At 63.9% G+C, this 19279-nt stretch carries 29 protein-coding genes; 14 read left to right on the top strand and 15 right to left on the bottom strand.

Annotated features, from left to right (window positions below):
• Window positions 1-429, top strand: coding sequence for a fluoride efflux transporter CrcB (gene crcB, locus QAZ47_RS25945; protein WP_278203573.1), 429 nt, complete (start codon window positions 1-3; stop codon window positions 427-429).
• A 14-nt stretch (window positions 430-443) separates the two neighbouring features.
• Window positions 444-782 (top strand): DUF190 domain-containing protein, encoded by a 339-nt coding sequence (locus QAZ47_RS25940; protein WP_278203572.1) that lies wholly within the window; start codon window positions 444-446, stop codon window positions 780-782.
• An 18-nt stretch (window positions 783-800) separates the two neighbouring features.
• On the opposite strand, the gene QAZ47_RS25935 is transcribed toward QAZ47_RS25940, so the two are convergent.
• The gene (locus QAZ47_RS25935) at window positions 801-950 is read right to left on the bottom strand and encodes a hypothetical protein (protein WP_278203571.1); all 150 of its coding nucleotides are present in this window, start codon (window positions 948-950) and stop codon (window positions 801-803) included.
• 227 nt (window positions 951-1177) lie between these two features.
• Window positions 1178-1600 carry a nucleoside-diphosphate kinase gene (ndk, locus tag QAZ47_RS25930; RefSeq protein ID WP_278203570.1) on the bottom strand — a complete coding sequence of 141 codons (423 nt, stop codon included), beginning with the start codon at window positions 1598-1600 and terminating at the stop codon, window positions 1178-1180.
• A gap of 278 nt (window positions 1601-1878) precedes the next feature.
• Here ndk and QAZ47_RS25925 point away from each other — a divergent pair, with 278 nt between their 5' ends.
• Complete coding sequence (locus QAZ47_RS25925; protein WP_278203569.1) at window positions 1879-2091, top strand: hypothetical protein; 213 nt, start codon at window positions 1879-1881, stop codon at window positions 2089-2091.
• Between the two features lie 148 nt (window positions 2092-2239).
• Here QAZ47_RS25925 and QAZ47_RS25920 read toward each other — a convergent pair whose 3' ends face one another.
• Window positions 2240-2932, bottom strand: coding sequence for a glutathione S-transferase family protein (locus QAZ47_RS25920; protein ID WP_278203568.1), 693 nt, complete (start codon window positions 2930-2932; stop codon window positions 2240-2242).
• 54 nt (window positions 2933-2986) lie between these two features.
• Between QAZ47_RS25920 and QAZ47_RS25915 the strand changes: the two genes are divergently transcribed.
• The 4 genes from QAZ47_RS25915 to QAZ47_RS25900 all read left to right on the top strand — a co-directional run bounded on the left by QAZ47_RS25915 (window position 2987) and on the right by QAZ47_RS25900 (window position 6299).
• Complete coding sequence (locus QAZ47_RS25915) at window positions 2987-3496, top strand: DinB family protein (protein ID WP_278203567.1); 510 nt, start codon at window positions 2987-2989, stop codon at window positions 3494-3496.
• 338 nt (window positions 3497-3834) lie between these two features.
• Window positions 3835-4407, top strand: a complete 573-nt coding sequence (locus QAZ47_RS25910; protein WP_278203566.1) for a hypothetical protein — start codon at window positions 3835-3837, stop codon at window positions 4405-4407.
• A 387-nt stretch (window positions 4408-4794) separates the two neighbouring features.
• Window positions 4795-5253, top strand: coding sequence for a hypothetical protein (locus QAZ47_RS25905; RefSeq protein ID WP_278231244.1), 459 nt, complete (start codon window positions 4795-4797; stop codon window positions 5251-5253).
• Between the two features lie 260 nt (window positions 5254-5513).
• Complete coding sequence (locus QAZ47_RS25900; RefSeq protein ID WP_278231243.1) at window positions 5514-6299, top strand: GGDEF domain-containing protein; 786 nt, start codon at window positions 5514-5516, stop codon at window positions 6297-6299.
• Between the two features lie 31 nt (window positions 6300-6330).
• On the opposite strand, the gene QAZ47_RS25895 is transcribed toward QAZ47_RS25900, so the two are convergent.
• The 7 genes from QAZ47_RS25895 to QAZ47_RS25865 form a co-directional block, all read right to left on the bottom strand.
• Window positions 6331-6459 (bottom strand): hypothetical protein, encoded by a 129-nt coding sequence (locus QAZ47_RS25895; RefSeq protein WP_278231242.1) that lies wholly within the window; start codon window positions 6457-6459, stop codon window positions 6331-6333.
• The gene (locus QAZ47_RS25890; protein ID WP_278231241.1) at window positions 6453-6743 is read right to left on the bottom strand and encodes a hypothetical protein; all 291 of its coding nucleotides are present in this window, start codon (window positions 6741-6743) and stop codon (window positions 6453-6455) included. The genes QAZ47_RS25895 and QAZ47_RS25890 overlap by 7 nt, the downstream gene beginning before the upstream one ends.
• A 330-nt stretch (window positions 6744-7073) precedes the next feature.
• The gene (locus QAZ47_RS25885; protein WP_278231240.1) at window positions 7074-7376 is read right to left on the bottom strand and encodes a DUF982 domain-containing protein; all 303 of its coding nucleotides are present in this window, start codon (window positions 7374-7376) and stop codon (window positions 7074-7076) included.
• A gap of 134 nt (window positions 7377-7510) precedes the next feature.
• Window positions 7511-7696 carry a hypothetical protein gene (locus QAZ47_RS25880; RefSeq protein ID WP_278203561.1) on the bottom strand — a complete coding sequence of 62 codons (186 nt, stop codon included), beginning with the start codon at window positions 7694-7696 and terminating at the stop codon, window positions 7511-7513.
• Window positions 7697-7760: 64 nt separating this feature from the next.
• The gene (locus QAZ47_RS25875; protein ID WP_278231239.1) at window positions 7761-8072 is read right to left on the bottom strand and encodes a hypothetical protein; all 312 of its coding nucleotides are present in this window, start codon (window positions 8070-8072) and stop codon (window positions 7761-7763) included.
• A gap of 236 nt (window positions 8073-8308) precedes the next feature.
• Entirely contained in the window at window positions 8309-10390 is a 2082-nt protein-coding gene (locus QAZ47_RS25870) for an ATP-dependent helicase (protein WP_278231238.1), read from the bottom strand.
• Window positions 10391-10634: 244 nt separating this feature from the next.
• Window positions 10635-10790, bottom strand: a complete 156-nt coding sequence (locus tag QAZ47_RS25865; RefSeq protein WP_278231237.1) for a hypothetical protein — start codon at window positions 10788-10790, stop codon at window positions 10635-10637.
• A gap of 127 nt (window positions 10791-10917) precedes the next feature.
• Here QAZ47_RS25865 and QAZ47_RS25860 point away from each other — a divergent pair, with 127 nt between their 5' ends.
• Entirely contained in the window at window positions 10918-11091 is a 174-nt protein-coding gene (locus tag QAZ47_RS25860) for a hypothetical protein (protein ID WP_278203557.1), read from the top strand.
• A gap of 352 nt (window positions 11092-11443) precedes the next feature.
• On the opposite strand, the gene QAZ47_RS25855 is transcribed toward QAZ47_RS25860, so the two are convergent.
• On the bottom strand, window positions 11444-12412 hold the full coding sequence (locus tag QAZ47_RS25855; RefSeq protein ID WP_278231236.1) for a LysR substrate-binding domain-containing protein: 969 nt from the start codon (window positions 12410-12412) through the stop codon (window positions 11444-11446).
• 112 nt (window positions 12413-12524) lie between these two features.
• Between QAZ47_RS25855 and QAZ47_RS25850 the strand changes: the two genes are divergently transcribed.
• The 5 genes from QAZ47_RS25850 (at window position 12525) to QAZ47_RS25830 (ending at window position 15446) form a co-directional block, all read left to right on the top strand.
• A complete protein-coding gene (locus tag QAZ47_RS25850) occupies window positions 12525-13358 on the top strand; it encodes a hypothetical protein (RefSeq protein ID WP_278231235.1) in 834 nt (277 codons plus the stop codon).
• A 53-nt stretch (window positions 13359-13411) separates the two neighbouring features.
• The gene (locus QAZ47_RS25845) at window positions 13412-14425 is read left to right on the top strand and encodes a DMT family transporter (protein WP_278233875.1); all 1014 of its coding nucleotides are present in this window, start codon (window positions 13412-13414) and stop codon (window positions 14423-14425) included.
• 29 nt (window positions 14426-14454) lie between these two features.
• Entirely contained in the window at window positions 14455-14658 is a 204-nt protein-coding gene (locus QAZ47_RS25840; RefSeq protein WP_347566956.1) for a hypothetical protein, read from the top strand.
• Window positions 14659-14682: 24 nt separating this feature from the next.
• Window positions 14683-14868 (top strand): hypothetical protein, encoded by a 186-nt coding sequence (locus QAZ47_RS25835; protein ID WP_278231234.1) that lies wholly within the window; start codon window positions 14683-14685, stop codon window positions 14866-14868.
• 137 nt (window positions 14869-15005) lie between these two features.
• Complete coding sequence (locus QAZ47_RS25830; protein ID WP_278076537.1) at window positions 15006-15446, top strand: MucR family transcriptional regulator; 441 nt, start codon at window positions 15006-15008, stop codon at window positions 15444-15446.
• 114 nt (window positions 15447-15560) lie between these two features.
• Here the strand turns inward: QAZ47_RS25830 and QAZ47_RS25825 are convergent, their stop codons facing one another.
• From QAZ47_RS25825 to QAZ47_RS25810, 4 genes are all read right to left on the bottom strand, one after another.
• The gene (locus QAZ47_RS25825; protein ID WP_278203552.1) at window positions 15561-15752 is read right to left on the bottom strand and encodes a hypothetical protein; all 192 of its coding nucleotides are present in this window, start codon (window positions 15750-15752) and stop codon (window positions 15561-15563) included.
• A gap of 313 nt (window positions 15753-16065) precedes the next feature.
• Window positions 16066-16479: a hypothetical protein gene (locus tag QAZ47_RS25820; RefSeq protein ID WP_278231233.1), complete on the bottom strand. Its 414-nt coding sequence runs from the start codon at window positions 16477-16479 to the stop codon at window positions 16066-16068.
• Window positions 16416-16736 carry a lysozyme inhibitor LprI family protein gene (locus QAZ47_RS25815; RefSeq protein ID WP_278231232.1) on the bottom strand — a complete coding sequence of 107 codons (321 nt, stop codon included), beginning with the start codon at window positions 16734-16736 and terminating at the stop codon, window positions 16416-16418. The genes QAZ47_RS25820 and QAZ47_RS25815 overlap by 64 nt, the downstream gene beginning before the upstream one ends.
• 222 nt (window positions 16737-16958) lie before the next feature.
• A complete protein-coding gene (locus QAZ47_RS25810) occupies window positions 16959-17195 on the bottom strand; it encodes a hypothetical protein (protein WP_278231231.1) in 237 nt (78 codons plus the stop codon).
• A 138-nt stretch (window positions 17196-17333) separates the two neighbouring features.
• Between QAZ47_RS25810 and QAZ47_RS25805 the strand changes: the two genes are divergently transcribed.
• The gene (locus QAZ47_RS25805) at window positions 17334-19211 is read left to right on the top strand and encodes an ABC-F family ATP-binding cassette domain-containing protein (RefSeq protein ID WP_278231230.1); all 1878 of its coding nucleotides are present in this window, start codon (window positions 17334-17336) and stop codon (window positions 19209-19211) included.
• Window positions 19212-19279 lie beyond the last annotated feature (68 nt).

The following is a 19279-nucleotide window of genomic DNA, read 5'->3' as shown; positions in this document are numbered from 1 at the left end:
ATGTCCGGAAACGACGGACGGACGGCCCTGCGGCTTTATCTGGCGGTCGGCTGCGGCGCAGCCATGGGCTCCCTGGTGCGCTTCCTGTCCGGCTACGTCATCGTCTCGCTGCTGGGCTTGAGCGCGCTTCTTGCAACGGCTTTCGTCAATGTCGTCGGCTCGTGGGTCATCATGTTCTTCGCCACGCTGACCCGGCCGGACGGGCGCCTGATGGTCGGCCCGGCCAGCCGCCAGTTCGTCACCGGCGGCTTCTGCGGCGGCCTCACCACCTTTTCGGCGATGAGCCTCGACACCTTCATCCTGCTTTTCGAGGGCGACCTTAGCCTCGCCACGACCTATCTTGTCAGTGTCGTGGTGCTGTCGCTCGCTTCGGCCTGGCTCGGCTATCTCATGGCGGCCAGGTTCAACCGCTTGCCGATCACCAGGTGATCAGGGAGGAGAACATGGAACTTCCCAGCCAATGCGTGCTGCTCAGGATCTTCTTCGGCGAGGACGACAAAGCGGCCGACGGCAAGCCGCTGCACGAGGCGATCGTCATCAAGGCACGCGAGACAGGCATGGCCGGCGCGACCGTGCTCAGGGGGCCGCTCGGCTTCGGCCGCTCGAGCGTGCTCCACACCGCCAAGATCCTGCGCCTGTCGCAGGACCTGCCCATCGTCGTCGAGATCGTCGATGCGCCGGAGAAGATCGATGCGCTGATCCCTCAGATCAAGGCGCTGACCAACAGCTGCCTGATCACCAGGGAGAAGGTCGAGGTTATCCGCTACGGCGACGGGGATTGAACCCGACCGACCGCTCGATCAGCCATGGCGAAGGCGGCGACCGATCGCGTCTTCGTCGAAAATGCCCGCGGAAAAGAGCTTCATGGCTTCGATCGCCAACTCGGAGGCTTCGGGGCTGCCGCGGGTAATGCCCCGCTCTTCGCAGACCTGGTCATAGATACGCTTCAACAGGACGAGATCGTCCGGATATGCAACGCCGCTTTTGGAAACATGGGGTTTAATCATGCTTCCCTCCCTACTCGTGGGCGGAAGCGCGATGGTCGCTCACAGCCGGCGACGCCCGTGTCATCTGTCGCCGATCAGCTTGATCTAGGGCGCGCGGTTCGGTCGCCCACCCTGCCGCACGAAAAAGGCGGCCCGAGGCCGCCCTTCATTGCAAAGCCGAAGCTTGCCGTTCAGCCGACGATTTCGGTGTCGGAGAACCAGTAGCGGATCTCCTGCGCGGCGGTTTCCGGCGCGTCCGAGCCGTGCACCGAATTCTCGCCGATCGACAGCGCATGCACCTTGCGGATAGTGCCCTCGGCGGCGTTGGCCGGGTTGGTGGCGCCCATAACTTCGCGGTTCTTGGCAATGGCGTTTTCGCCTTCCAGCACCTGCACGACGGTCGGGCCCGACGACATGAACTCGACCAGCTCGCCGAAGAACGGGCGATCCTTGTGGACGGCGTAGAAGCCTTCGGCCTCGCGGCGGCTCATCCACACGCGGCGCGAAGCGATGACGCGCAGACCCGCGTCTTCCAGCATCTTGGTGATGGCGCCCGTCAGATTGCGCTTGGTCGCATCCGGCTTGATCATGGAGAAGGTGCGTTCGATCGCCATTGGCTCGTCCTTGTTCTGGGAATGGAAATTGGAGTGGCGGGCTCTATACAGGCCGCTTCGCACCTTGCCAAGGGGAGGCGGCTTCTGGTCAAGGCAGGCTGTTTGCGGGATAATTCAAGCGTGTCTCCCGAAAGTGGGAACCGATTTCGGGACGAAGACATGCGTAAGATCAAAATCTAAAGCGCATGGAGCGATCTGAAGGATCGCGCTGCGCTTTAGACGGCTGCGGGCGCGCTTCGCATGCAGGTCCGGGCGTCGCGGCAGCGGAGCCGGAGGCGATGAACTGGCCATACCTCAGACGCGGCGATGTCGCCGGCATCCTGCTGATGGCCGTGGTTCTTGCCGCGATCGTCTTCGTCCTGCTGTTCTTTCCGCAAACCGGACAGCAGAATTTCGGCTTCGGCCCGGAATGGCAATGCGCGCGCATGGAAAAAGGCGATCCGATCTGCGTCAGGCTGGTCGACAAAGCACCAGCAAATCTCCCCCCTTGAGGGGGAGATGGCCGGCAGGCCAGAGGGGTTGTCTCACATAGAGCGCCAGCGCCTTCCGCAAACGCCAAATCAGGTCGGCGCTCCACGCGCTGCGACCCCCTCTGTCGTCTTCGGCGACATCTCCCCTCGAGGGGGCAGATCACGAGAGTCACGCCGCCGCCGCAACCCGCCGACCGATCCCGCCATGCAGGTCGAGGCAGCGTTCGAACCACTGCGCGACGCTGTCGTCGGCCTCGAGCAGCCGGTAGGGCGAGGCGATGCGCGCCCATTGCAGCGCCCCGAACACGATGTAGTCGGCAAACAGCGGTGCCTCGCCACCGATGAAGGGCTGGTAGCTGAACATCGAGCGCAGCGGATTCAGCGAGGCGCGGAAGCCGGCGAGCCCAGCATCACGGCCGGCCACCACATCTTCCAGCCGCTTGCCGTAGCTCTGCTCGCGGCTCTCGCGGAAGTAGCGGGCATTCGTTTCGTCCTGCATGGCGTTGAGGTCGGTGAGCGCTACCGTGGCGACGTAAGGATGGATGGTGAGCTGCGACCAGCGCTCGATGAAGCGCGCCATCGCCTTGCCGCCTTCGCCGGAAAACAGCGTCGGTCGCTCCGGATAGGCCTCGTCGAGATAGAGCGCGATGGCGAAGGAATCGGCCACCACGCGGTCGCCGTCGCGGATCACCGGCACCGTCTTCGACACGCCGCCCTCCACTTTGGGCACTTCCAGGAAGCGCGTCGGCACCTTGGTGGCGTCGAGCCCCTTGTGAGCCAGCGCCATTTTCGTCTTCCAGCAATGCGGGCTGAACGGACGTTGCGTGTCGTGGCCGACGAGGTCATAGAACAGAATGGTCATTGCGGTTCCTGCGGGTTACGAAGAGCCGGGATTCGTGGCGAGCCGGATGGAAGAATGAAACAGCATTTCATGATGTTTGCGGCCTACAATCAATGGGCCAACGCGCGCATCTACGATGCCGCTGCCGATCTCCACGAGGAAGAACTCGGCCGCGACGTCGGCGCTTTCTTCGGCTCGATGCTGGGCACGCTCAATCATCTGCTCGTCACCGATCGCATCTGGATGAAGCGCTTTACGGGCGAGGGGGACGCGCCCTCAAACCTCGCGACGATCCTCTACAGCGCCTTCCCGGGCTTGCGTCTGGCACGCGAGGCCGAGGACAGGAGGATCGTCGACTGGGTGAGCGGCATGAGCGACAAAGCGTTCACCGGACGTTTTTCCTATATGACGACCGACATGCGCACCGTCTCGCAGCGGCTGGCGCCGGCGCTCAGCCATCTTTTCAACCACCAGACCCATCATCGCGGCCAGGTGCATATGTGCCTCACCGTGCTCGGCAGGCCCTCCGTGCCGCTCGACCTGATGCTGTTCCAACGCTCCGAGGAAGGCCGCGCCTACGCTTGAGGCGTTCGCCCGGGAGGAGCTCCGCCTTCGAGCAGCGTTGCCACGGCGGCGCATCGCATTCCCGAACAGTCACTGCGGACCGGCCCGGCCATATCCTGGGCAGCCGAATTTGGGGTCGGGATTATGTTGATTAAAGTTAAAATAAAGTAAAAATACTAAATAAGGTATAATATACTTCGATACATTGAGTCAATAAATGGAAAACCACAGCCGATTATCGAAATGCGTTAGCGAAACTGAGCGAAAACCTGCGCGTAACTATTCGTGCGCTCCGCTCTTGTAGGCAATCAATACTTGCATGAGCGGTGCAAGTGGTGCTGATTTTAGAGGAGAGTGTCATGCCTAGCATCGCTCAGAAAGTCGCTCGAACTCTGGCCTGCGGCACAATTGTTGCTGTTTTGTCCGCTCCGGCCCATGCGGATGGGATAAACGTCGGTGTCGGCGCGTCTGTCGGCGGCGGCATTAACGCTGGTGCGGGCGCGTCCGTCGGCGGCAGGGGAGGCATCGATGCCGGCCTCGGCGCCTCGGTCGGCGGGGCGAGCGGCGTGAATGCCGGCGCTATCGCATCGGTGGGCGGCTCGAACGGCATCGACGCCGACGCCACGGCATCCATCGGCGGCTCCAACGGCGTCGACGCCGCTGTGGACGCAAATGTTGGCGACGGCGCCGGCACAACCCTTGGTCTTGGGGTCGGCGACACCGGAGTTGGCGTTAGCGTCGGGACCGCCGCTGCGCTGAGCGCGCCGAGTACGCCTGGGGCATCGGTGACGCCGCGAGCGAGGACGGCCGTTGCCCAGCTGTCCAGCACGCAACTGACCAGGATGAAGAAGCGCTGCGCCGAGGTGTTGTCCAGCGCAGGAACTTACGACAGCGACCTGAGGGCGCTCTGCCTGATGATCTCGCGCCGTTGATGCATGGCGCTCGTCCAAAGCCGTTGCTTTGGGCAATGCATCACAGGTGGCTCGGTTCCAGGTCGCGGTTCGGGCAAGGATCATGCGTCGGACAGGCGCTCCCATCCCGTGGCCCGCGTTTTGCCGGTAAGGCGCGGGCCTTGCCGCGCGCGAGCCATGCGACGCTGCTTGTCGCGCCCTGCCGCGGCAGGTCCTGATCGTTGATGAGGTTCAAACATTAAGGAAAACTCGTATATCATTTTGAAACAACGAATTTTTCCCTGAAAGGATGGAACCCTGACGGGTTCCGTTCGTAATACCTTCGTTCCCTTTCGCACAGGCATGCGCACGGACACGGTGCTCCGACGATGCGGTGCGGAAAAAATTGTGGCAACGAAGGAGAATGCCATGAATGGTATCGTAGAGAAAATCGCCGGCATGTTGGTCGGCGGCATCGCCATTCTCGTCGTGCCGGCACATGCTGATGGTCTCGACATCGGCTTTGGCATCGATAACAGCGGCACCGGTAGCTCGGGCGGCTTAACCATCGGCACGGGGAGCTCGAGCGGTCTCGGCACGGGCTTTGGCAGCAATATCGGCGGCGTCGGCGTGGGTAGCATCGGCGGCCTCAACGTCGGTACGGGCACCTCGATCGGCGGCACCACGGGCACGACCGCCGGCACTTCGTTCGGCGCCACGGGTGGCGTCGGCGGCACCGTGGGTGGCTCCGGCAGCCTCAACACCGGCACGGGCACCTCGATCGGCGGCTCCACGGGTACCACCACTGGTTCCGGCATGTTCGGTGGAACCGGTGGCCTCAGCGGTAGCGGTACCTTGGGCGGTTCGGGCGGCACGACCGCGCCCTAAAGCAATCGGGAAAGCGCCCGGCGGCTTTCCGTCCGCAACTGCTTGAAACAAATCCCATCAAAGCGGAAAGCGCTCCGACATGATCTCCGACCGCGCGGTTTGCAGCAGGAAAGCCCGCCACGGTGGCGGGCTTTCTGGAACCGCGCCGCATCTAACCGAGCTTGGCTGCCGGTTAACCAAGCCCGCATTGAAGCTAATGTATTAGGACTTCGTTTGCGCTCGCGCTGCACAATAAGGCAGTTGCAGTGGGAGCAAATGCCATGCGCATCGATTTGTCCCCCACCAGTTGGGGCAGGGTCGTGGCCGTCACCGTCGCCGGTACCGCCTTCTTCATTGCTGTCGCCTTCTTTGTCGATTCCTTCAACTTTCCCTCGCTGTCGCCCGACGCGCTGCTCTGGGCCAAGCTGACCGACCTGTTCCTGCCGCTTGTCCTTGGCGGTTCCTTCCTTTTCTTCCTGATGTGGAAGATGCGCCAGCTGGCGATGGCCCAGAAGGAGCTCAGCATCGTCGCCGCGACCGACAGCCTGACGGCGGTCTTCAACCGCGGCGCCTTCTCGATGCTGGTCGAGGCTTATCTCGAGCAGGCGCGCAGCCATGACGTCGCCGATGCCGGCGCGCTGCTGATCGTCGATGCCGACCATTTCAAGTCGATCAACGACCGTCTCGGCCACGATTGCGGCGACCAGGCGCTAAAGCTGATCGCCAGGACGATCCAGGGTCAGCTCCACGGCGCCGACATCGTCGGGCGCATCGGCGGCGAGGAATTCGCGGTCTTCCTTCCGGGCGCCGACGCGACGCGCTCTTTCCTGGTCGCGGAATCGATCAGGCTGCGCATCCGCGAGGCCGAGTTCGCGCCCGGCGGCCAGCCATGCCCGCTCTCGGTCAGCATCGGCGGCATCGCCTTCAGCGGGCCTACCACCTATCACGCCATGTTCCAGGTCGCCGACAGGCATCTCTACAGGGCGAAGTCGAACGGACGCGACCAGGTGAGCTTCGAAAGCCCGCGCAGCGGGCTTCCGGACGACGTCGCCGGTACGTTTCATTGATCGGCTCTGCGCTGCAGAGATCGGAGAGCTGTCACTGGTGGCTGCGGTTGAGCAGCGGCCTGTGCTGACGGGTCAGCTGGCGCTCGACGTCGAGATAGGGTCGGATAAGGCCCGCCGCCGTCAATGCCGGTTCCGGCTGGTGGACGACTGCCGTCAGCATGCATGCGCCGTGAGCAGGCCAAGCCACTTCAGCGCTTCCCATTTCGGCGTCGCGCCGCCATGCCCGGCCAGGCTCCGGTAGCCGGGATAGGAGAGCAGCTGTTTGCCGACCGGCGCACGCGAAGCGCCGATCCTGACCGGCTTGCCGTCGGCGGTTATCCAGGCATAGACGGCCTCACCGAGCTCGCACGCCGCCGGGTCGGTTATCGCGACCCGGATCGACGGCTTGTCCCGGCCGAGCCTCATTTCCGCTGCCGGCTTGAACTGGTCGCGATCGAGCAACATCCGCCCCCCTGCTGCATGTCTGCAAACCTGCATGGGGGAGGCGAACGTTCTGTGCGGTGTTTCACGCAGCCGCCCGTTCTATGCGATGTTTCACGCAACACCGGAAAAGTTTCGCGAAATCCGGCGGCGGGCATGCATGTCGGAAGGCCGGATCGAACGACAAAACCCGCCCGAGAACCATCAGGCGGGTCCCGTCTAAAGCATGTCTCCCGAAAGTGGGACCCGGTTTCGGGTCAAAGACATGCGTAAAATCAAAACCAAAGCGCATGGAGCGAATCCGAGGGATCGCGACGCGCTTTAGGCCTCCATAGGCCGCACCGCGCACTGATCTCAGGCGGCGAAGCCACTCTGGCCGCGCGCGACCGGCTTCACCGAGACGGTCGGCTGGTCCGACGGCCACAGGATCCCGGCGGTTACCGCGAAGGTGATCAGCGCGTCGCGCGCCGACTCGGCGGAGATTTCGCCGGCCCGCGCGGCCGCGCAAGCCTTCACCGCGGCACCGTAGCTCAGCCGCCGGCGCGACGGCGGGAATTCGGTCAGGAACTCGTGCATGCCTGACAGCGAGGCGATCATGCGCTTGTGGCCGGCGCCGACACTGACCGCGACCGGGGTGAAGAACATCCTGTCGTGCATTTAGACCTCTCGAATGGGCGGAGGTGGCGGGGCTGCCAGCCTCGGTCTTGGGGTGGGACGCCACTCAACGCGCCTTGCGGCAGGAGGGTTCCTCGGGCCAGGGATCTTTTCGCGCCTGCCAAAAAGAGCGGCCATCACGGGCCGGAGCCGGCGGTGATTGCCACTTCTGCTGGGGGTTGCGGCACGTGGTAGTGCGCCGACAGCACCAGCAGAAGGATCGCAACTCCGGCGAACAATATCGCGACAATGTTGACGAAAAGCTGGCCGGCCAGCTCACCCAGCCGTTGCCGCCAGTTCGTCGCCGATGGAATTAAGCGCATTTCTCACCTGTCCTCGGCGGTGCCGCTTCGAAGCCCGCGTCACACGTCGGCGGTAGGCCCGGCCTTACCGGTACCAGCCTCGGTGGAGGCCGCAGCTCGAGACTCGCTTCAAGACCCAATGGCCGTGATGCCAGCGCTTGTGCACCCTGACCATGCAGTCGTGACGGTGGCCGTAACGATATCCGTCGCGCATCTCGTACCGGCCTCTGTAGCGCCAGTCGTCGCTGCGCATATGGTGGCGGCGCCAGTAATAGTCGTCATTGTACCTGCCCATGCCGTCATCGGTGGTGATGGTCAGGCTCGTCGCCTGGGTCGGAATCGTTGCCGGCGCCATGGCGGCCACGCCAAGCATGGCGGCTAGAATGAGGTTCTTCATTGCTGCCTCCTTGCATTAGATTTTCCTAACGGAAACCCTTTCCCGGGTGAAAAGTTCCACGGCGAAGGCGCAAGCCGGTCGCCGTCCTGGCGTTCTGGTGCAGAGCGGCGTCCGCGACATTTCTGGGCGGACGGCCTGAAGCGCGTCGCGATCTTTCAGATTCGCTCCTTACGCTTAGGTTTTGATTTTACGCATGTCTTTGTCCCGAAACCGGTTCCCACTTCGGGGGACATGCTTTATTTCCACATGCCGCGCATGCGCGCGCCGAGGTCGACCTTGACGCCTGGACGCTGGCGCGGGTCGTCCTTGATGGCGGCGCTAGCCCACGACGTCTGCTCGAAGGCGGAAAGCATCGTGGCTGGGATGAAGCGGGTGCGCGAGGCATAGACATGGCGGTCGCCGCGCGCCGGCTGGTTGTGCGGGTAGAAGCGCTGCGGCACCACCAGGTGCAGGCTGTCCTTGGCCCGCGTCATCGCCACATAGAGCAGCCGGCGTTCCTCCTCGATGTCTTCCTTGGTGCCGACGCCGAGATCGGCCGGGATACAGCCGTCGACGGTGTTGAGCACAAGCACGTTCTTCCATTCCTGGCCCTTGGCCGAATGGATGGTCGACAGGATGAGGTAGTCCTCGTCGCGATGCGGCGGGCCGGCCTGGTCGCTGGTGGCGTCGGGCGGGTCGAGTGTCAGCTCGGTCAGGAAGCGCTCGCGCGAGGGATAGCCCGATGCGATCTGCTCGAGCTGCAAGAGGTCTGCCCGGCGCGTGATCGCATCCTCATGGATGCGCTCCAGATGCGGCTCGTACCAGAGCCTGACCCGCTCGAGATCAGCCGGCCATCTCGGCCCTGCGCGCAGCCCGCTGTAGATGTCGAGGAACACCGGCCAGTCTTGCGCTGCGCGCTGCGGCGGCCGGAAGCGGGCAAGGCCCAGCGTCTCGTCCAGCGAGGTCGCCATCGCCTCGACGATCTGCGAGGCGGCCGAAGGCCCGATGCCCGGCATAAGCTGCAGCACGCGGAAGCCGGCGACGCGGTCGCGCGGGTTCTCCGCGAAGCGCAGCATCGCCAGCATGTCCTTGACATGAGCGGCGTCGAGGAATTTCAGCCCGCCGAACTTCACGAAGGGGATGTTGCGGCGCGTGAGCTCCACTTCCAGCGGCCCGCTGTGATGCGAGGCGCGGAAGAGCACCGCCTGCGCCTTCAGCGCCGTGCCGGCCTCGCGCTCGGCAAGGATCGCCTGGCAGACATAGTTGGCCTGCTCGGCTTCGTCGCGCACGCTCACCAGTTGCGGCTTGTGGGAGGATCGGCGCTCGGTCCAGAGGTTCTTGGTGAAGCGCTCGCTCGCCTCGCCGATCACCTTGTTGGCGGCGGCAAGGATCGTCTCGGTCGAGCGGTAGTTGCGCTCCAGCATGACGATCTCGGCGCCTTGCGCGAATTGTTTTGGGAAATCGAGGATGTTGCGCACTTCTGCCGCGCGGAAGGAATAGATCGACTGCGCGTCGTCGCCCACCACGGTGAGCCCCGCGCCGTCCGGCTTGAGCGCCAGGAGGATCGAGGCCTGCAGCCGGTTGGTGTCCTGATATTCGTCGACCAGCACATGGTCGAAGCGCGAGGAAAGATGCGCGGCGATCTCGGGCTCGGCCGCCATCTGCGCCCAGTAGAGCAAAAGGTCGTCGTAATCGAGCACGTTCTGCGCCTGCTTGGCCTCGACATAACGGGCGAACAACTCCTTCAATTGTTCTGCCCACCCCGCGCACCAGGGAAAGGCCGAACCCAGCACTTCGCCGAGAGGCGCCTGCGCGTTCACAGCCCGAGAATAGATCTGCAGGCAGGTGCTTTTTGTGGGAAAGCGGCTTTCGGTCTTGGAAAGGCCGAGCTCATGCCGGGCGAGGTTCATCAGGTCGGCGGAATCCTCGCGGTCGTGGATGGTGAAGGCGGGATCGAGGCCGATCTGCTCGGCATAGTCGCGGAGCAGCCTTGCGCCGATGCCATGAAAGGTGCCGGCCCAGGCGAGCGCATCGGCGATGATGGCGGCGTCGCGCCCCAGCACCTCGCCGGCGATGCGCTCGACGCGCTTGGCCATCTCGGCCGCGGCGCGGCGAGAAAAGGTCATCAGCAGGATGCGCCGAGGATCGGCGCCCTTGACGATGAGGTGCGCGACGCGATGCGCCAGCGTGTTGGTCTTGCCGGATCCGGCGCCGGCGATCACCAGCAGGGGCGCCGCCACCTTGCCGTCGCCATGCACCACCGCCAGCCGTTGCTCGTCATTGAGCCGGGCAAGATAGGCGGGCGCTTCGAAGGACGAATCACGGGCGGCGATGTTCATCGCCCATCAAGCATCGTTTCCGCTTTGTTCGCAACGGGGTTGAGGTGTCGAGTGCGTTCGCAATTGGCGAAGGCCGGAGTGACGGCCAATCTCACCCCCTTGTGGGGAGATGTCGCCGAAGGCGACAGAGGGGGCCGCCTCGCGTAGGGCGCCAGCGCCTTTCGCGACGAGAGACAACGCTGGCGATTTACGTGAGACGACCCCTTCTGGCCGCCTCGCGGCCATCTCCCCTCGATGCTGGAGATTACCTTTTAGGCTCCACCCCCATCGCCGCGGACTGCCGCCGCAGCTTACGCCGTTCGTCCGGCGGCGCGGCATCTCCGGACATCTCCTCGATGATCCGCATCGTGACGCGGTAAGTTGTGTAGGCGAACAGGCCGACGAGCAGCAGACGGATCATGACCATCTCCTCGCGTGTTGTCGAAATTCAACCGGAGACCAGCGGGTTGGTTCCCCAACCGCCACGCAACCAAACCGCCACCGCCCCGTTTGCCTCAGAGAAAAGGGGCGAACGAGAGGAGGTCGTCATGATGAAGCTTCCTGTGCTGCTGGCTCTTGCGGCAGGGCTCGCGCTCGCCGCCTGCGACAACAGCGTGCCGCCCACCAAGGCGCCTGCCGACCAGAACCCGCAGATCGACAAGAACCCGGTTCCGAAATCGACCACCGGCGGCGACCAGCCCGGCACGCCGCCGAAGCAGTGATGGCGCCGAAGCGGGCAGGAATACTCTGCCGGAACGGGCGGGCGGTGATCGGGAAATGATCCTGCCGCCACAGAAGAAGGCCGGCGCTGCTTGGGAGGAAGCTGGAAAGCGCCGGCCAAGCGGGAAATCAGGCCCGCCGCAAGACAAACCATAGCTGAGTCTTGCCGCTGGGTCAGGAGCACGGCTTTCAAGGCTTGAGGAAATCCGCCTGGAATTCTTGTGATTGTGTGGAATCTACAACAGCTGAGGTCACCAACAACACTGGCGAGGCTATGCCTTTAATTTAATGTGGCCCATCATAGTTTCATCTGCGTCTGATCGGCTGGAGGGCTTGAAGACAGGGTAGCTCGCCTCACGCCATCGCCGCCCTGGCCAGCGGCATGCCGGCGATCTCAATGTCCAGCTGGCGCTGCGTCAGCGCCGCCTCGGCCATGATCCACTGCTTGAACAGCTCCACCTTGCGCGCGCCGAGCGCCTTGACGGGGCTGACGAAATACCAGCCGGCGCTGTTGGGATGGTGGACCGCGAAGGGCGCCACCAGCCGTTCGGCGCGGATGTCGCTTGCCATATAGGCGCGGTTGGCAACGGCAAAGCCCATGCCGGCATTGGCCGCCTCGTAGGACATCATGCAGGAATCGAAATAGATGCTCCTGGTCTCGCCGAGCACGAAGCTTGCGCCGGCAAAACCCAACCATGACTGCCAGTTCTGGGTGCAGGTGTCGGAGTGGAGCAGGGTGAAGTGCCTGAGGTCCTCGGGCGTCACCCTGGACAGCGGCTTGTCGCCCAGCACCTGGTGGAACAGCTTGCGGCTGCACACCGGCGTCAGGTCCTCCTTGAACAGCAGCTCGGATTTGAGGCCGGGGAAGTTGCCGTCGCCATAGCGGATCTCGAAGTCGTATTCGGAGGTCGCGAATTCATGCGTGGCGTAGGAGGTCGAGACCCGCATCTCGATATCCGGATACTGCTGCTGGAAGCTGGCAAGCCGCGGAAACAGCCAGCGCGCGGCGAAGGTCGGCAGCACGCAGATCTTCAGCACATGCGCCTGCGATTGTCCGGTCGCCTCCATGCTGGCCGCCACGATCCGCTCCAGCGCCTCGCGCACCCGCGCCACATAGGTCTCGCCTTCCGGGGTCAGCGACACCGCATTGCCGCCGCGCTGGAAGATCTTGAAGCGCAGCTGGTCCTCCAGGCTTTTGACCCGCTGGCTGACGGCGGAAGCGGTGATGAACTGCTCTTCGCCGGCGCGCGTGAAGTTGCGGTGCCGGGCGGCGCTCTCCACGATTTTCAGCGAGTTTAAGTTGACCTGACTGAGCAGACGCACGGGGGTTCGACCTTTAGCTGGGCTTAAAGTAGCACCAGCATTCCTAAATTTACAGGGGAGGGCGGCTTAATCGACTGTTTACCAAGTGTTGCCCCCACCTTGGAGAAGTAGAATGAACGCCCATACAATCCCCGAACTGCGCTATGCGATGAGCCGTGAAGCCATCATCGGTCATGATACGGCGTGGAAAGTGTCGAGCTTCGGCGTCGCCCAGTATCTTCACGGCTACGACCCCCAACTGCTCGCCGCGATCGAGGAGGCGGCGCTCAAGCTCAAGGCCAGCCATGCCGTGCACAAGCATCTCGACCTCACCTTCATCACCGGCGCCGACCGCTACATTCCGGAGATCAAGGAGCTGCTCAACGACAAGCTGCGCCTGGAACGGCTGGCCGACATGATGGGCACCAAGCTCGAACCCTATCCGCTGTCGATCGTCGGCTCGACCGTCACCTTCATGAACCCCAAGGACGGCGCCGTCGAATGGCATTGCGATGGCGTTCCGGTGACGGAACTCGTTCCGCTCTCGATCAGCGACCCTCTGATCGGCGGCCATCTTGAGATCTATTGCGACGATTCCGAGACCGGCCGCGCCATTCTCGAATCCGGCCGCGACCTGCCGCGCAACAAGGTCATGCGCATCGACCACAAGATGAACTACGCCACGCTTGGCCAGTTCCTCGGCGTGCTCCATCGCACCGCGCCGATCCAGCTAGGCTCGCGTGTCACGCTGGTGCTCAACCAGCGCTCGGCGACGAAGCCCTATGTCGACGACAACCGCATGTTCTACCTTGCCGCCGACAACGATCACGACCGGGCCTGGGTGAACGAGCTGGCCGACGATGTGTGGACCAACCAGCTGCCGGCCTATCGCCGCCACGCGGAAGACCATCCCATGCCGAAGCCGGCCGTGGAGCCGGTCTCGGGCGGAGCCAGGGAGTCGTGGTAGCGAGTGATGACCCGGCTCGGCTGTCCTCGGCGTCGCCGAGCCTCGTCCCGGTCATGGCCGAAAGCCAGCAATCCCGGTCCGGCGCCGCCTCGGCGGCGGCGCTGGCCTTTGCCTTCGGCGCCGTGGCGCTCTGGGCGACCAATGCCCTGGTCGGCAAGACGTTGCTCGCCCACCACCCGGTATCGCATGTGCAGTTCCTGCAGTTCTGCGGCGCCGCGCTGGTCTTTGCGCTGATCAGGCTCTTCCCTTCCCCCCTTGTGGGGGAAGGTGGCCTTGCGAAGCGAGGTCGGATGAGGGGTGCTGGACGGATCGCCGACGCTGGAGTTTCTTCTAGCACCCCTCATCCGTCTCGGCGCTGCGCGCCGATCCACCTTCTCCCACAAGGGGAGAAGGGGAATGCTGCGCTCGCCCACGCCGTCGGCTTCATCGGGCTGGTCGGCACCATGGTGCTGCAATATATCGCCTTTGCCTCGATGCCGGTCATCGAGGCGAATTTGGTCGCCTACACCTGGCCGCTGATGATCGCCGCCGCGGTCATCGCGCTTGGCCGCTCGCGGCGCCCGCTGCTGCTTGGGCTCACCGCCGCGCTCGGCTTCGCCGGCGTGGCGCTGGTGATCTCGGGTGGGCGGGCGCAGGCCTGGTTCGAAGGCAGCCTCGTCGGTTATTGCGCGGCCTTCGGCTCGGCGCTTTGCATGGCCTTCTATTCGCTCGCCGTCGGCCGCCTCGCCGTGCCGCCGGACCGGCTTCTGCTGCCCTCGGCGCTGATCGGCGTGGCGCTGACCTTCGCCTGGAGCCTGCATGACGGCGCTGCCGGCCTGAGCGGCATACCCCTTCTGCTTGGCCTCTATCTCGGCGCCGGGCCGATGGGACTTGGCTATTATTTCTGGTCGCGTGCGCTGAGCCTCGACCAGGGCGGACGGCTCGCGGTCGTCGCTTATCTCACGCCGGTTGCTTCAACGCTCTTGTTGGCGCTGTCGGGCGAAAGCCTGTCGATGACGGCCATTGCCGGTGCCGTTCTCGTCATCGGCAGTTGCATTGCCGTCGGCATCGAACGCTCGGAGGTCTGAAGACCATGCCAGGAAGCATGCCAAGGATCATACTTGACGACGACGAACGTCGCGCCCGGCAAGAGGCGCACTGGCTGGTGAAGGAGTTCGGCGCCGAGGCGCCGCTCTATGCCGCCATGAAGGCCGAAAAGGCCATCGAACAGAAGGATTTCGGCCGCTGCGCGCGCTGGAAGCGTGTGCTGGAGATCCTGGCTGACGACAGGCGGGCGGAACGTCGAGCCGCGGCGAAATAAGCGACTCGCCGTGGCGAATCGGGCATGATCGGCAACCCGGACGCCACGCTGTCCGACAGTATCGGCTTTCGTCCTGAATTTCGATTTTTGCAGGAATTACTCGCAGAAATTGAAGTGCTTTTGCGTCATACCACCAGTGTAGGCCTCCAGCGCTGTAAAGTGTTTGTTATAGGTATTAGAATTCCTAACTTGCGCGGTCGCGACCCATAGTGAAAACGTACCTTCGGTATTGAGTCGCGTGCCTTTACTGACTCTGGACGGTCCGTTGGGGGACAGGTCCAATATGATACCTGGACTAAAGTCTTAAAAACAGCTGGTCATTTGAGAGCCAGCAGAAGGTGAAAAAATTGTCCAATATCGATGACAAGACCGCAATCGAGCTGACCGCCGACATTGTTTCGGCCTATGTAGGCAACAATCCGCTTCCGGCTTCCGGCCTGCCTGATCTGATCGCCAGCGTCAGCGCGTCGGTGCGCAAGCTCGCCGGCGGCGCCGCCGTCAAGGAGAGCGCACCGCTGACGCCGGCCGTCAATCCGAAGCGTTCGGTATTCCCCGATCACATCGTCTGCCTCGAGGACGGAAAGAAGTTCAAGTCGCTGAAGCGGCACCTGTCGACCGACCACGGGCTGACGCCGGACGAATACCGCGCCAAATGGGGCCTGCCGGCGGACTATCCGATGGTGGCGCCGAGCTATTCGGCGACACGCTCGGCGTTGGCCAAGTCTTCCGGCCTGGGCCGCAAGCCGGCCGCGGATTCCGGCAAGGGCAAGCGCAAAGCCAAGGCCTGAAGCCGACGGCCATGCTGCCTGCAACGGCCGACGCCGTGCCGTCGGCCGATTGCTTGGCGACGTTCGATGCATTGCCTCGCAGGATGGCCAACCAGCCTTCCCGCCAGGCCGCCTTCAGTTGCCGGGCGGCTTGCGAGCCGCCGCGCGGCGGTCCTGCTCGGCCGCAAGGCTGTCCGCCTCGACAGCCGTCATCTCCAGAAAATAGACAAGCATCTGGTAGCGCGTGCGCGAAAGCATCTTCGCCAGCCTGCGCGTGATCTCCGCGACATATCTCAGCATGCGCAGATCGTTAGCCGCCTCGCCCATCGTGAGCTCCTGACACAGTCAAGTTATTGTTGTTATTGTTGGTTTTTATTGGCGCCTACGCGCGAATCACGACGCTTTCATAAGTTCGCAGGATTGCGGCAAAACTGAAATCGATTTTTTCGCCAAGCATAGCGGCTGGATCAAAAGTTTTGGGACTTTTTTTGGTCGTTTCGGCATCCATCGCGCTAATATAAGCCAAAGCGCGACTTCGGGTTGTCTTGGCCGACTGATCTGATCTTCCGCAGGGATTGGTCAGTGCCGGTATTTGGGTGGCAGGCGGGCCTGGCCAATAGGGCCTGCCCGCCCTTGCCGCTCAGTTCTTGTAGGCGGAACAGAAGGCCGGCGGATTGTCGTTGCCGATCATGGCGCAGCCCCGCTTGATCTCGTCGATCATCATGCTGCACGCGTTCTGGCCGTTGCAAGGCGGATGTGTCGACGGCGACACCTGAACGCATTGCGAGACATATTGGTCCGATTTCGCCTTGCCGGCCGATTGCACGCACGGCCTCCTGTCGTTCTGGCTTGCCTGCGCGGCGCCAGCCGTCGCATGCGCGGCGCTCGGGGCAGCGGTCGCAGGCTTGGCGCCGGCGGTTTGCGGCACGCAGGAAAGGTCGCCTTCCGGGCATTGCAACTGGTGCTGCAACTGCGTCAGCCGCGCCTTGGTCAATTCCGCCTTGCAGGTTTCGACCAGGCTCGAATACACCGAGCCGTCGGCATAGGGGCGCATTCCTTGTCGCGGAACGGGATCCAGGCGCGCTGCGCGTCGCGAAGGCGCTCAAGGTCGGCGGGAGAGAGGCGTCCCTCCAGCGCCTTGTAAACGGCGTTGAGCGCGACGTCGGACGAGGCCGCATCCTTGGCTGTGCAGGTGGCGAGGTCGGCCTGCGTCTTCGCCGCCGCGCAATCCGCGGCCCGGGCAGGGATCGCCAGCATGGCGGCAGCCGCAATTGCCAGCGCGGCCGAAAGAAGGATGGTCTTGCACGTCATCGGATATGTCCTTTGCGTGGATAGGCCCCAGCCGCTCGCGCCAGCATAGGTTGAGACGATAGCGGCCATCAACGTCAAACCGGTGACGTGGCAAGCAAAGTGTAAGCGGGTCGTGGTCGGCGAAGCGCGGGAGCGGGCAATCTCGCGCCAAGGCAGCGTCTAACTCCGCAGCCTCTGCGGAGGACTGGCAGGCCAGCGGACAGCGCTGTCCGGACCCGTCTCTCAGTCGTTCACAGGCGACGCCTGAGATTGTTTTCCCGGATCGATTTGGATCAGCAGGTGCTCTATCTGGCGTCCCTCCGGCCTGCCTGCCGTCTCCCTCGCGGGAGGCAAGACTGGCGGTGTCAGCGCCGCGCTTGTCAAGGGGGTATCGTTCGCAAACAGAACCTCCTGCGTCGCCAGCGCGGCTGTCGTGGCGACCTGGAAGAAGATGAAGGCGAGCGCAAGATAACGGACCACGGGCCTGCAAACGCGTTGGGCCGCAACTGGTTCCAGTCGCGGCCAGGTTTTTTGTCGAACGGTCCGCAGTCGCGCGCGAGGAGCCTCTTCCGGGCTGGCTCTTGCGAAGCGCCGACGTCCCGTGCAAAAGCGCTGCCCATGCTTATCATCAACGACCTCTCGCTGCGCATGGCGGGGCGCCTGCTTCTCGACCATGCCTCGCTGACCCTGCCGGCCGGCACCAAGGCCGGTCTCGTCGGGCGCAACGGCACCGGCAAGACGACGCTGTTCAAGGCGATCACCGGCGATTTCCCGTCAGAGACTGGTTCGATCAGCCTGCCCAAGAACACCCGCATCGGCCAGGTGGCGCAGGAAGCGCCCGGCACCGAGGAGCCGCTGATCGAGATCGTGCTCAAGGCCGATGTCGAGCGTGCGGCGCTGCTGGAGGAGGAAAAGACCGCCACCGATCCGCACCGCATCGCTGAGATCCACACGCGGCTTGCCGATATCGACGCCCATTCGGCCGAGTCCCGCGCCGCCACTATCCTGGCCGGCCTCGGCTTCGACGATGCCGCGCAGAAGCGGCCGGCCTCGTCCTTCTCGGGCGGCTGGCGCATGCGCGTGGCGCTCGCCGCCGTGCTCTTCTCCGAGCCCGACCTTCTGCTCCTCGACGAGCCGACCAACTATCTCGACCTCGAAGGCACCCTGTGGCTGGAGAACTACGTCTCCAAATATCCGCACACCGTGCTTTTGATTTCGCACGACCGCGACCTGCTCAACCGCGCCGTCAATTCCATCGTCCATCTCGACCAGAAGAAGCTCACCTTCTGGCGCGGCGGCTACGACCAGTTCGAACGCCAGCTTACCGAGCAGCGCGAGCTGCAGGAAAAGAGCCGCGCCAAGCAGGAAGCGCAGCGCAAGCATATGGAGTCCTTCGTCGAGCGTTTTCGCGCCAAGGCCTCCAAGGCGAGGCAGGCGCAGTCGCGGCTGAAGGCGCTGGAGAAGATGAAGCCGATCGCCGCAGTGGTGAACGACACGGTGCGGCCGTTCTCCTTCCCCGAGCCGGTGAAGACGGTCGCCTCGCCGATCGTGGCGCTCAACGGCGTCAATGTCGGCTACACCGAGAACAATCCGGTGCTGAAGAAGATGACGCTGCGCATCGATGCCGACGACCGCATCGCGCTGCTGGGCGCCAACGGCAACGGCAAGTCGACCTTCGCCAAGCTGCTCGCCGGCCGCCTCAAGGCCGAGACCGGCACGATGACGATCGCGCCGGGCCTGAAGGTGGCGATCTTCGCGCAGCACCAGCTCGACGACCTGCGCCCCGAGGAAAGCGCCTACGAGCATGTGCGCCGGCTGATGCCGGATACGCTGGAAGCCAAGGTGCGCGCCCGCGTCGCGCAGTTCGGCCTGTCGACCGAGAAGATGAACACCGCCGCCAAGGATCTTTCCGGCGGCGAGAAGGCGCGCCTTCTGATGGGGCTGTCGGCCTTCGAGGGCCCGAACCTCTTCATCCTCGACGAGCCGACCAACCACCTCGACATCGACAGCCGCGAATCGCTGATCCATGCGCTCAACGATTTTCCGGGCGCTGTGATCCTGATCTCGCACGACCGGCATCTGCTGGAAGCGACGGCCGATCGGCTGTGGCTGGTCAAGGACGGCGCGGTCAATCCCTATGACGGCGACCTGGAGGATTACAAAACGCTGGTCACCGGCGTCTCGTCCAACCGCCGCGAGCAGAAGGAAGCAGACAAGGCGTCCAGGGCCGACCGCCGCCGCGAGGCGGCCGCCCGGCGCTCGGCGCTCGAGCCTTTAGCCAAGGAAATCCGCGCCACCGAAGCGCTGATGGATCGCATCCGCAAGCGCATCGACCTGATCGAGGACGAACTCGCCAATCCTGCGATCTACGAGAAGGACCCCTCGACCGCGACTCGTCTCGCCAAGGAGCGCTCGCAGCTGGCACAGACGCTGGCGCAAAACGAGGACAAGTGGCTGACGATGTCGGCGGAGTACGAGGAGGGGATTGCGGAGTAGCGCGACTCCCCCTTCTCCCCTTGCGGGAGAAGGTGTCGCCGAAGGCGACGGATGAGGTGTGTTCCAGG

The organism is Mesorhizobium sp. WSM4904, assembly GCF_029674545.1.
In the GTDB taxonomy this organism is placed as follows: Bacteria; Pseudomonadota; Alphaproteobacteria; order Rhizobiales; family Rhizobiaceae; genus Mesorhizobium.
This window is presented reverse-complemented; position numbering and strand designations above follow the sequence as displayed.

What these genes read in the sequence shown, in the direction of transcription:
- QAZ47_RS25875 (WP_278231239.1), bottom strand. Translation starts at nt 8,072, where the DNA reads ATGAAGAACCTCATTCTAGCCGCCATGCTTGGCGTGGCCGCCATGGCG.
- QAZ47_RS25925 (WP_278203569.1), top strand. Translation starts at nt 1,879, where the DNA reads ATGAACTGGCCATACCTCAGACGCGGCGATGTCGCCGGCATCCTGCTG.
- QAZ47_RS25850 (WP_278231235.1), top strand. Translation starts at nt 12,525, where the DNA reads ATGAACGCCCATACAATCCCCGAACTGCGCTATGCGATGAGCCGTGAA.
- QAZ47_RS25815 (WP_278231232.1), bottom strand. Translation starts at nt 16,736, where the DNA reads ATGACGTGCAAGACCATCCTTCTTTCGGCCGCGCTGGCAATTGCGGCT.
- QAZ47_RS25860 (WP_278203557.1), top strand. Translation starts at nt 10,918, where the DNA reads ATGATGAAGCTTCCTGTGCTGCTGGCTCTTGCGGCAGGGCTCGCGCTC.
- QAZ47_RS25915 (WP_278203567.1), top strand. Translation starts at nt 2,987, where the DNA reads ATGAAACAGCATTTCATGATGTTTGCGGCCTACAATCAATGGGCCAAC.
- QAZ47_RS25865 (WP_278231237.1), bottom strand. Translation starts at nt 10,790, where the DNA reads ATGATCCGTCTGCTGCTCGTCGGCCTGTTCGCCTACACAACTTACCGC.
- QAZ47_RS25895 (WP_278231242.1), bottom strand. Translation starts at nt 6,459, where the DNA reads ATGCTGACGGCAGTCGTCCACCAGCCGGAACCGGCATTGACGGCGGCG.
- QAZ47_RS25940 (WP_278203572.1), top strand. Translation starts at nt 444, where the DNA reads ATGGAACTTCCCAGCCAATGCGTGCTGCTCAGGATCTTCTTCGGCGAG.
- QAZ47_RS25820 (WP_278231233.1), bottom strand. Translation starts at nt 16,479, where the DNA reads ATGCGCCCCTATGCCGACGGCTCGGTGTATTCGAGCCTGGTCGAAACC.
- crcB (WP_278203573.1), top strand. Translation starts at nt 1, where the DNA reads ATGTCCGGAAACGACGGACGGACGGCCCTGCGGCTTTATCTGGCGGTC.
- QAZ47_RS25805 (WP_278231230.1), top strand. Translation starts at nt 17,334, where the DNA reads ATGCTTATCATCAACGACCTCTCGCTGCGCATGGCGGGGCGCCTGCTT.
- QAZ47_RS25910 (WP_278203566.1), top strand. Translation starts at nt 3,835, where the DNA reads ATGCCTAGCATCGCTCAGAAAGTCGCTCGAACTCTGGCCTGCGGCACA.
- QAZ47_RS25900 (WP_278231243.1), top strand. Translation starts at nt 5,514, where the DNA reads ATGCGCATCGATTTGTCCCCCACCAGTTGGGGCAGGGTCGTGGCCGTC.
- QAZ47_RS25905 (WP_278231244.1), top strand. Translation starts at nt 4,795, where the DNA reads ATGAATGGTATCGTAGAGAAAATCGCCGGCATGTTGGTCGGCGGCATC.
- QAZ47_RS25890 (WP_278231241.1), bottom strand. Translation starts at nt 6,743, where the DNA reads ATGTTGCTCGATCGCGACCAGTTCAAGCCGGCAGCGGAAATGAGGCTC.
- QAZ47_RS25920 (WP_278203568.1), bottom strand. Translation starts at nt 2,932, where the DNA reads ATGACCATTCTGTTCTATGACCTCGTCGGCCACGACACGCAACGTCCG.
- QAZ47_RS25845 (WP_278233875.1), top strand. Translation starts at nt 13,412, where the DNA reads ATGGCCGAAAGCCAGCAATCCCGGTCCGGCGCCGCCTCGGCGGCGGCG.
- QAZ47_RS25835 (WP_278231234.1), top strand. Translation starts at nt 14,683, where the DNA reads ATGATCGGCAACCCGGACGCCACGCTGTCCGACAGTATCGGCTTTCGT.
- ndk (WP_278203570.1), bottom strand. Translation starts at nt 1,600, where the DNA reads ATGGCGATCGAACGCACCTTCTCCATGATCAAGCCGGATGCGACCAAG.
- QAZ47_RS25870 (WP_278231238.1), bottom strand. Translation starts at nt 10,390, where the DNA reads ATGAACATCGCCGCCCGTGATTCGTCCTTCGAAGCGCCCGCCTATCTT.
- QAZ47_RS25880 (WP_278203561.1), bottom strand. Translation starts at nt 7,696, where the DNA reads ATGCGCTTAATTCCATCGGCGACGAACTGGCGGCAACGGCTGGGTGAG.
- QAZ47_RS25825 (WP_278203552.1), bottom strand. Translation starts at nt 15,752, where the DNA reads ATGGGCGAGGCGGCTAACGATCTGCGCATGCTGAGATATGTCGCGGAG.
- QAZ47_RS25885 (WP_278231240.1), bottom strand. Translation starts at nt 7,376, where the DNA reads ATGCACGACAGGATGTTCTTCACCCCGGTCGCGGTCAGTGTCGGCGCC.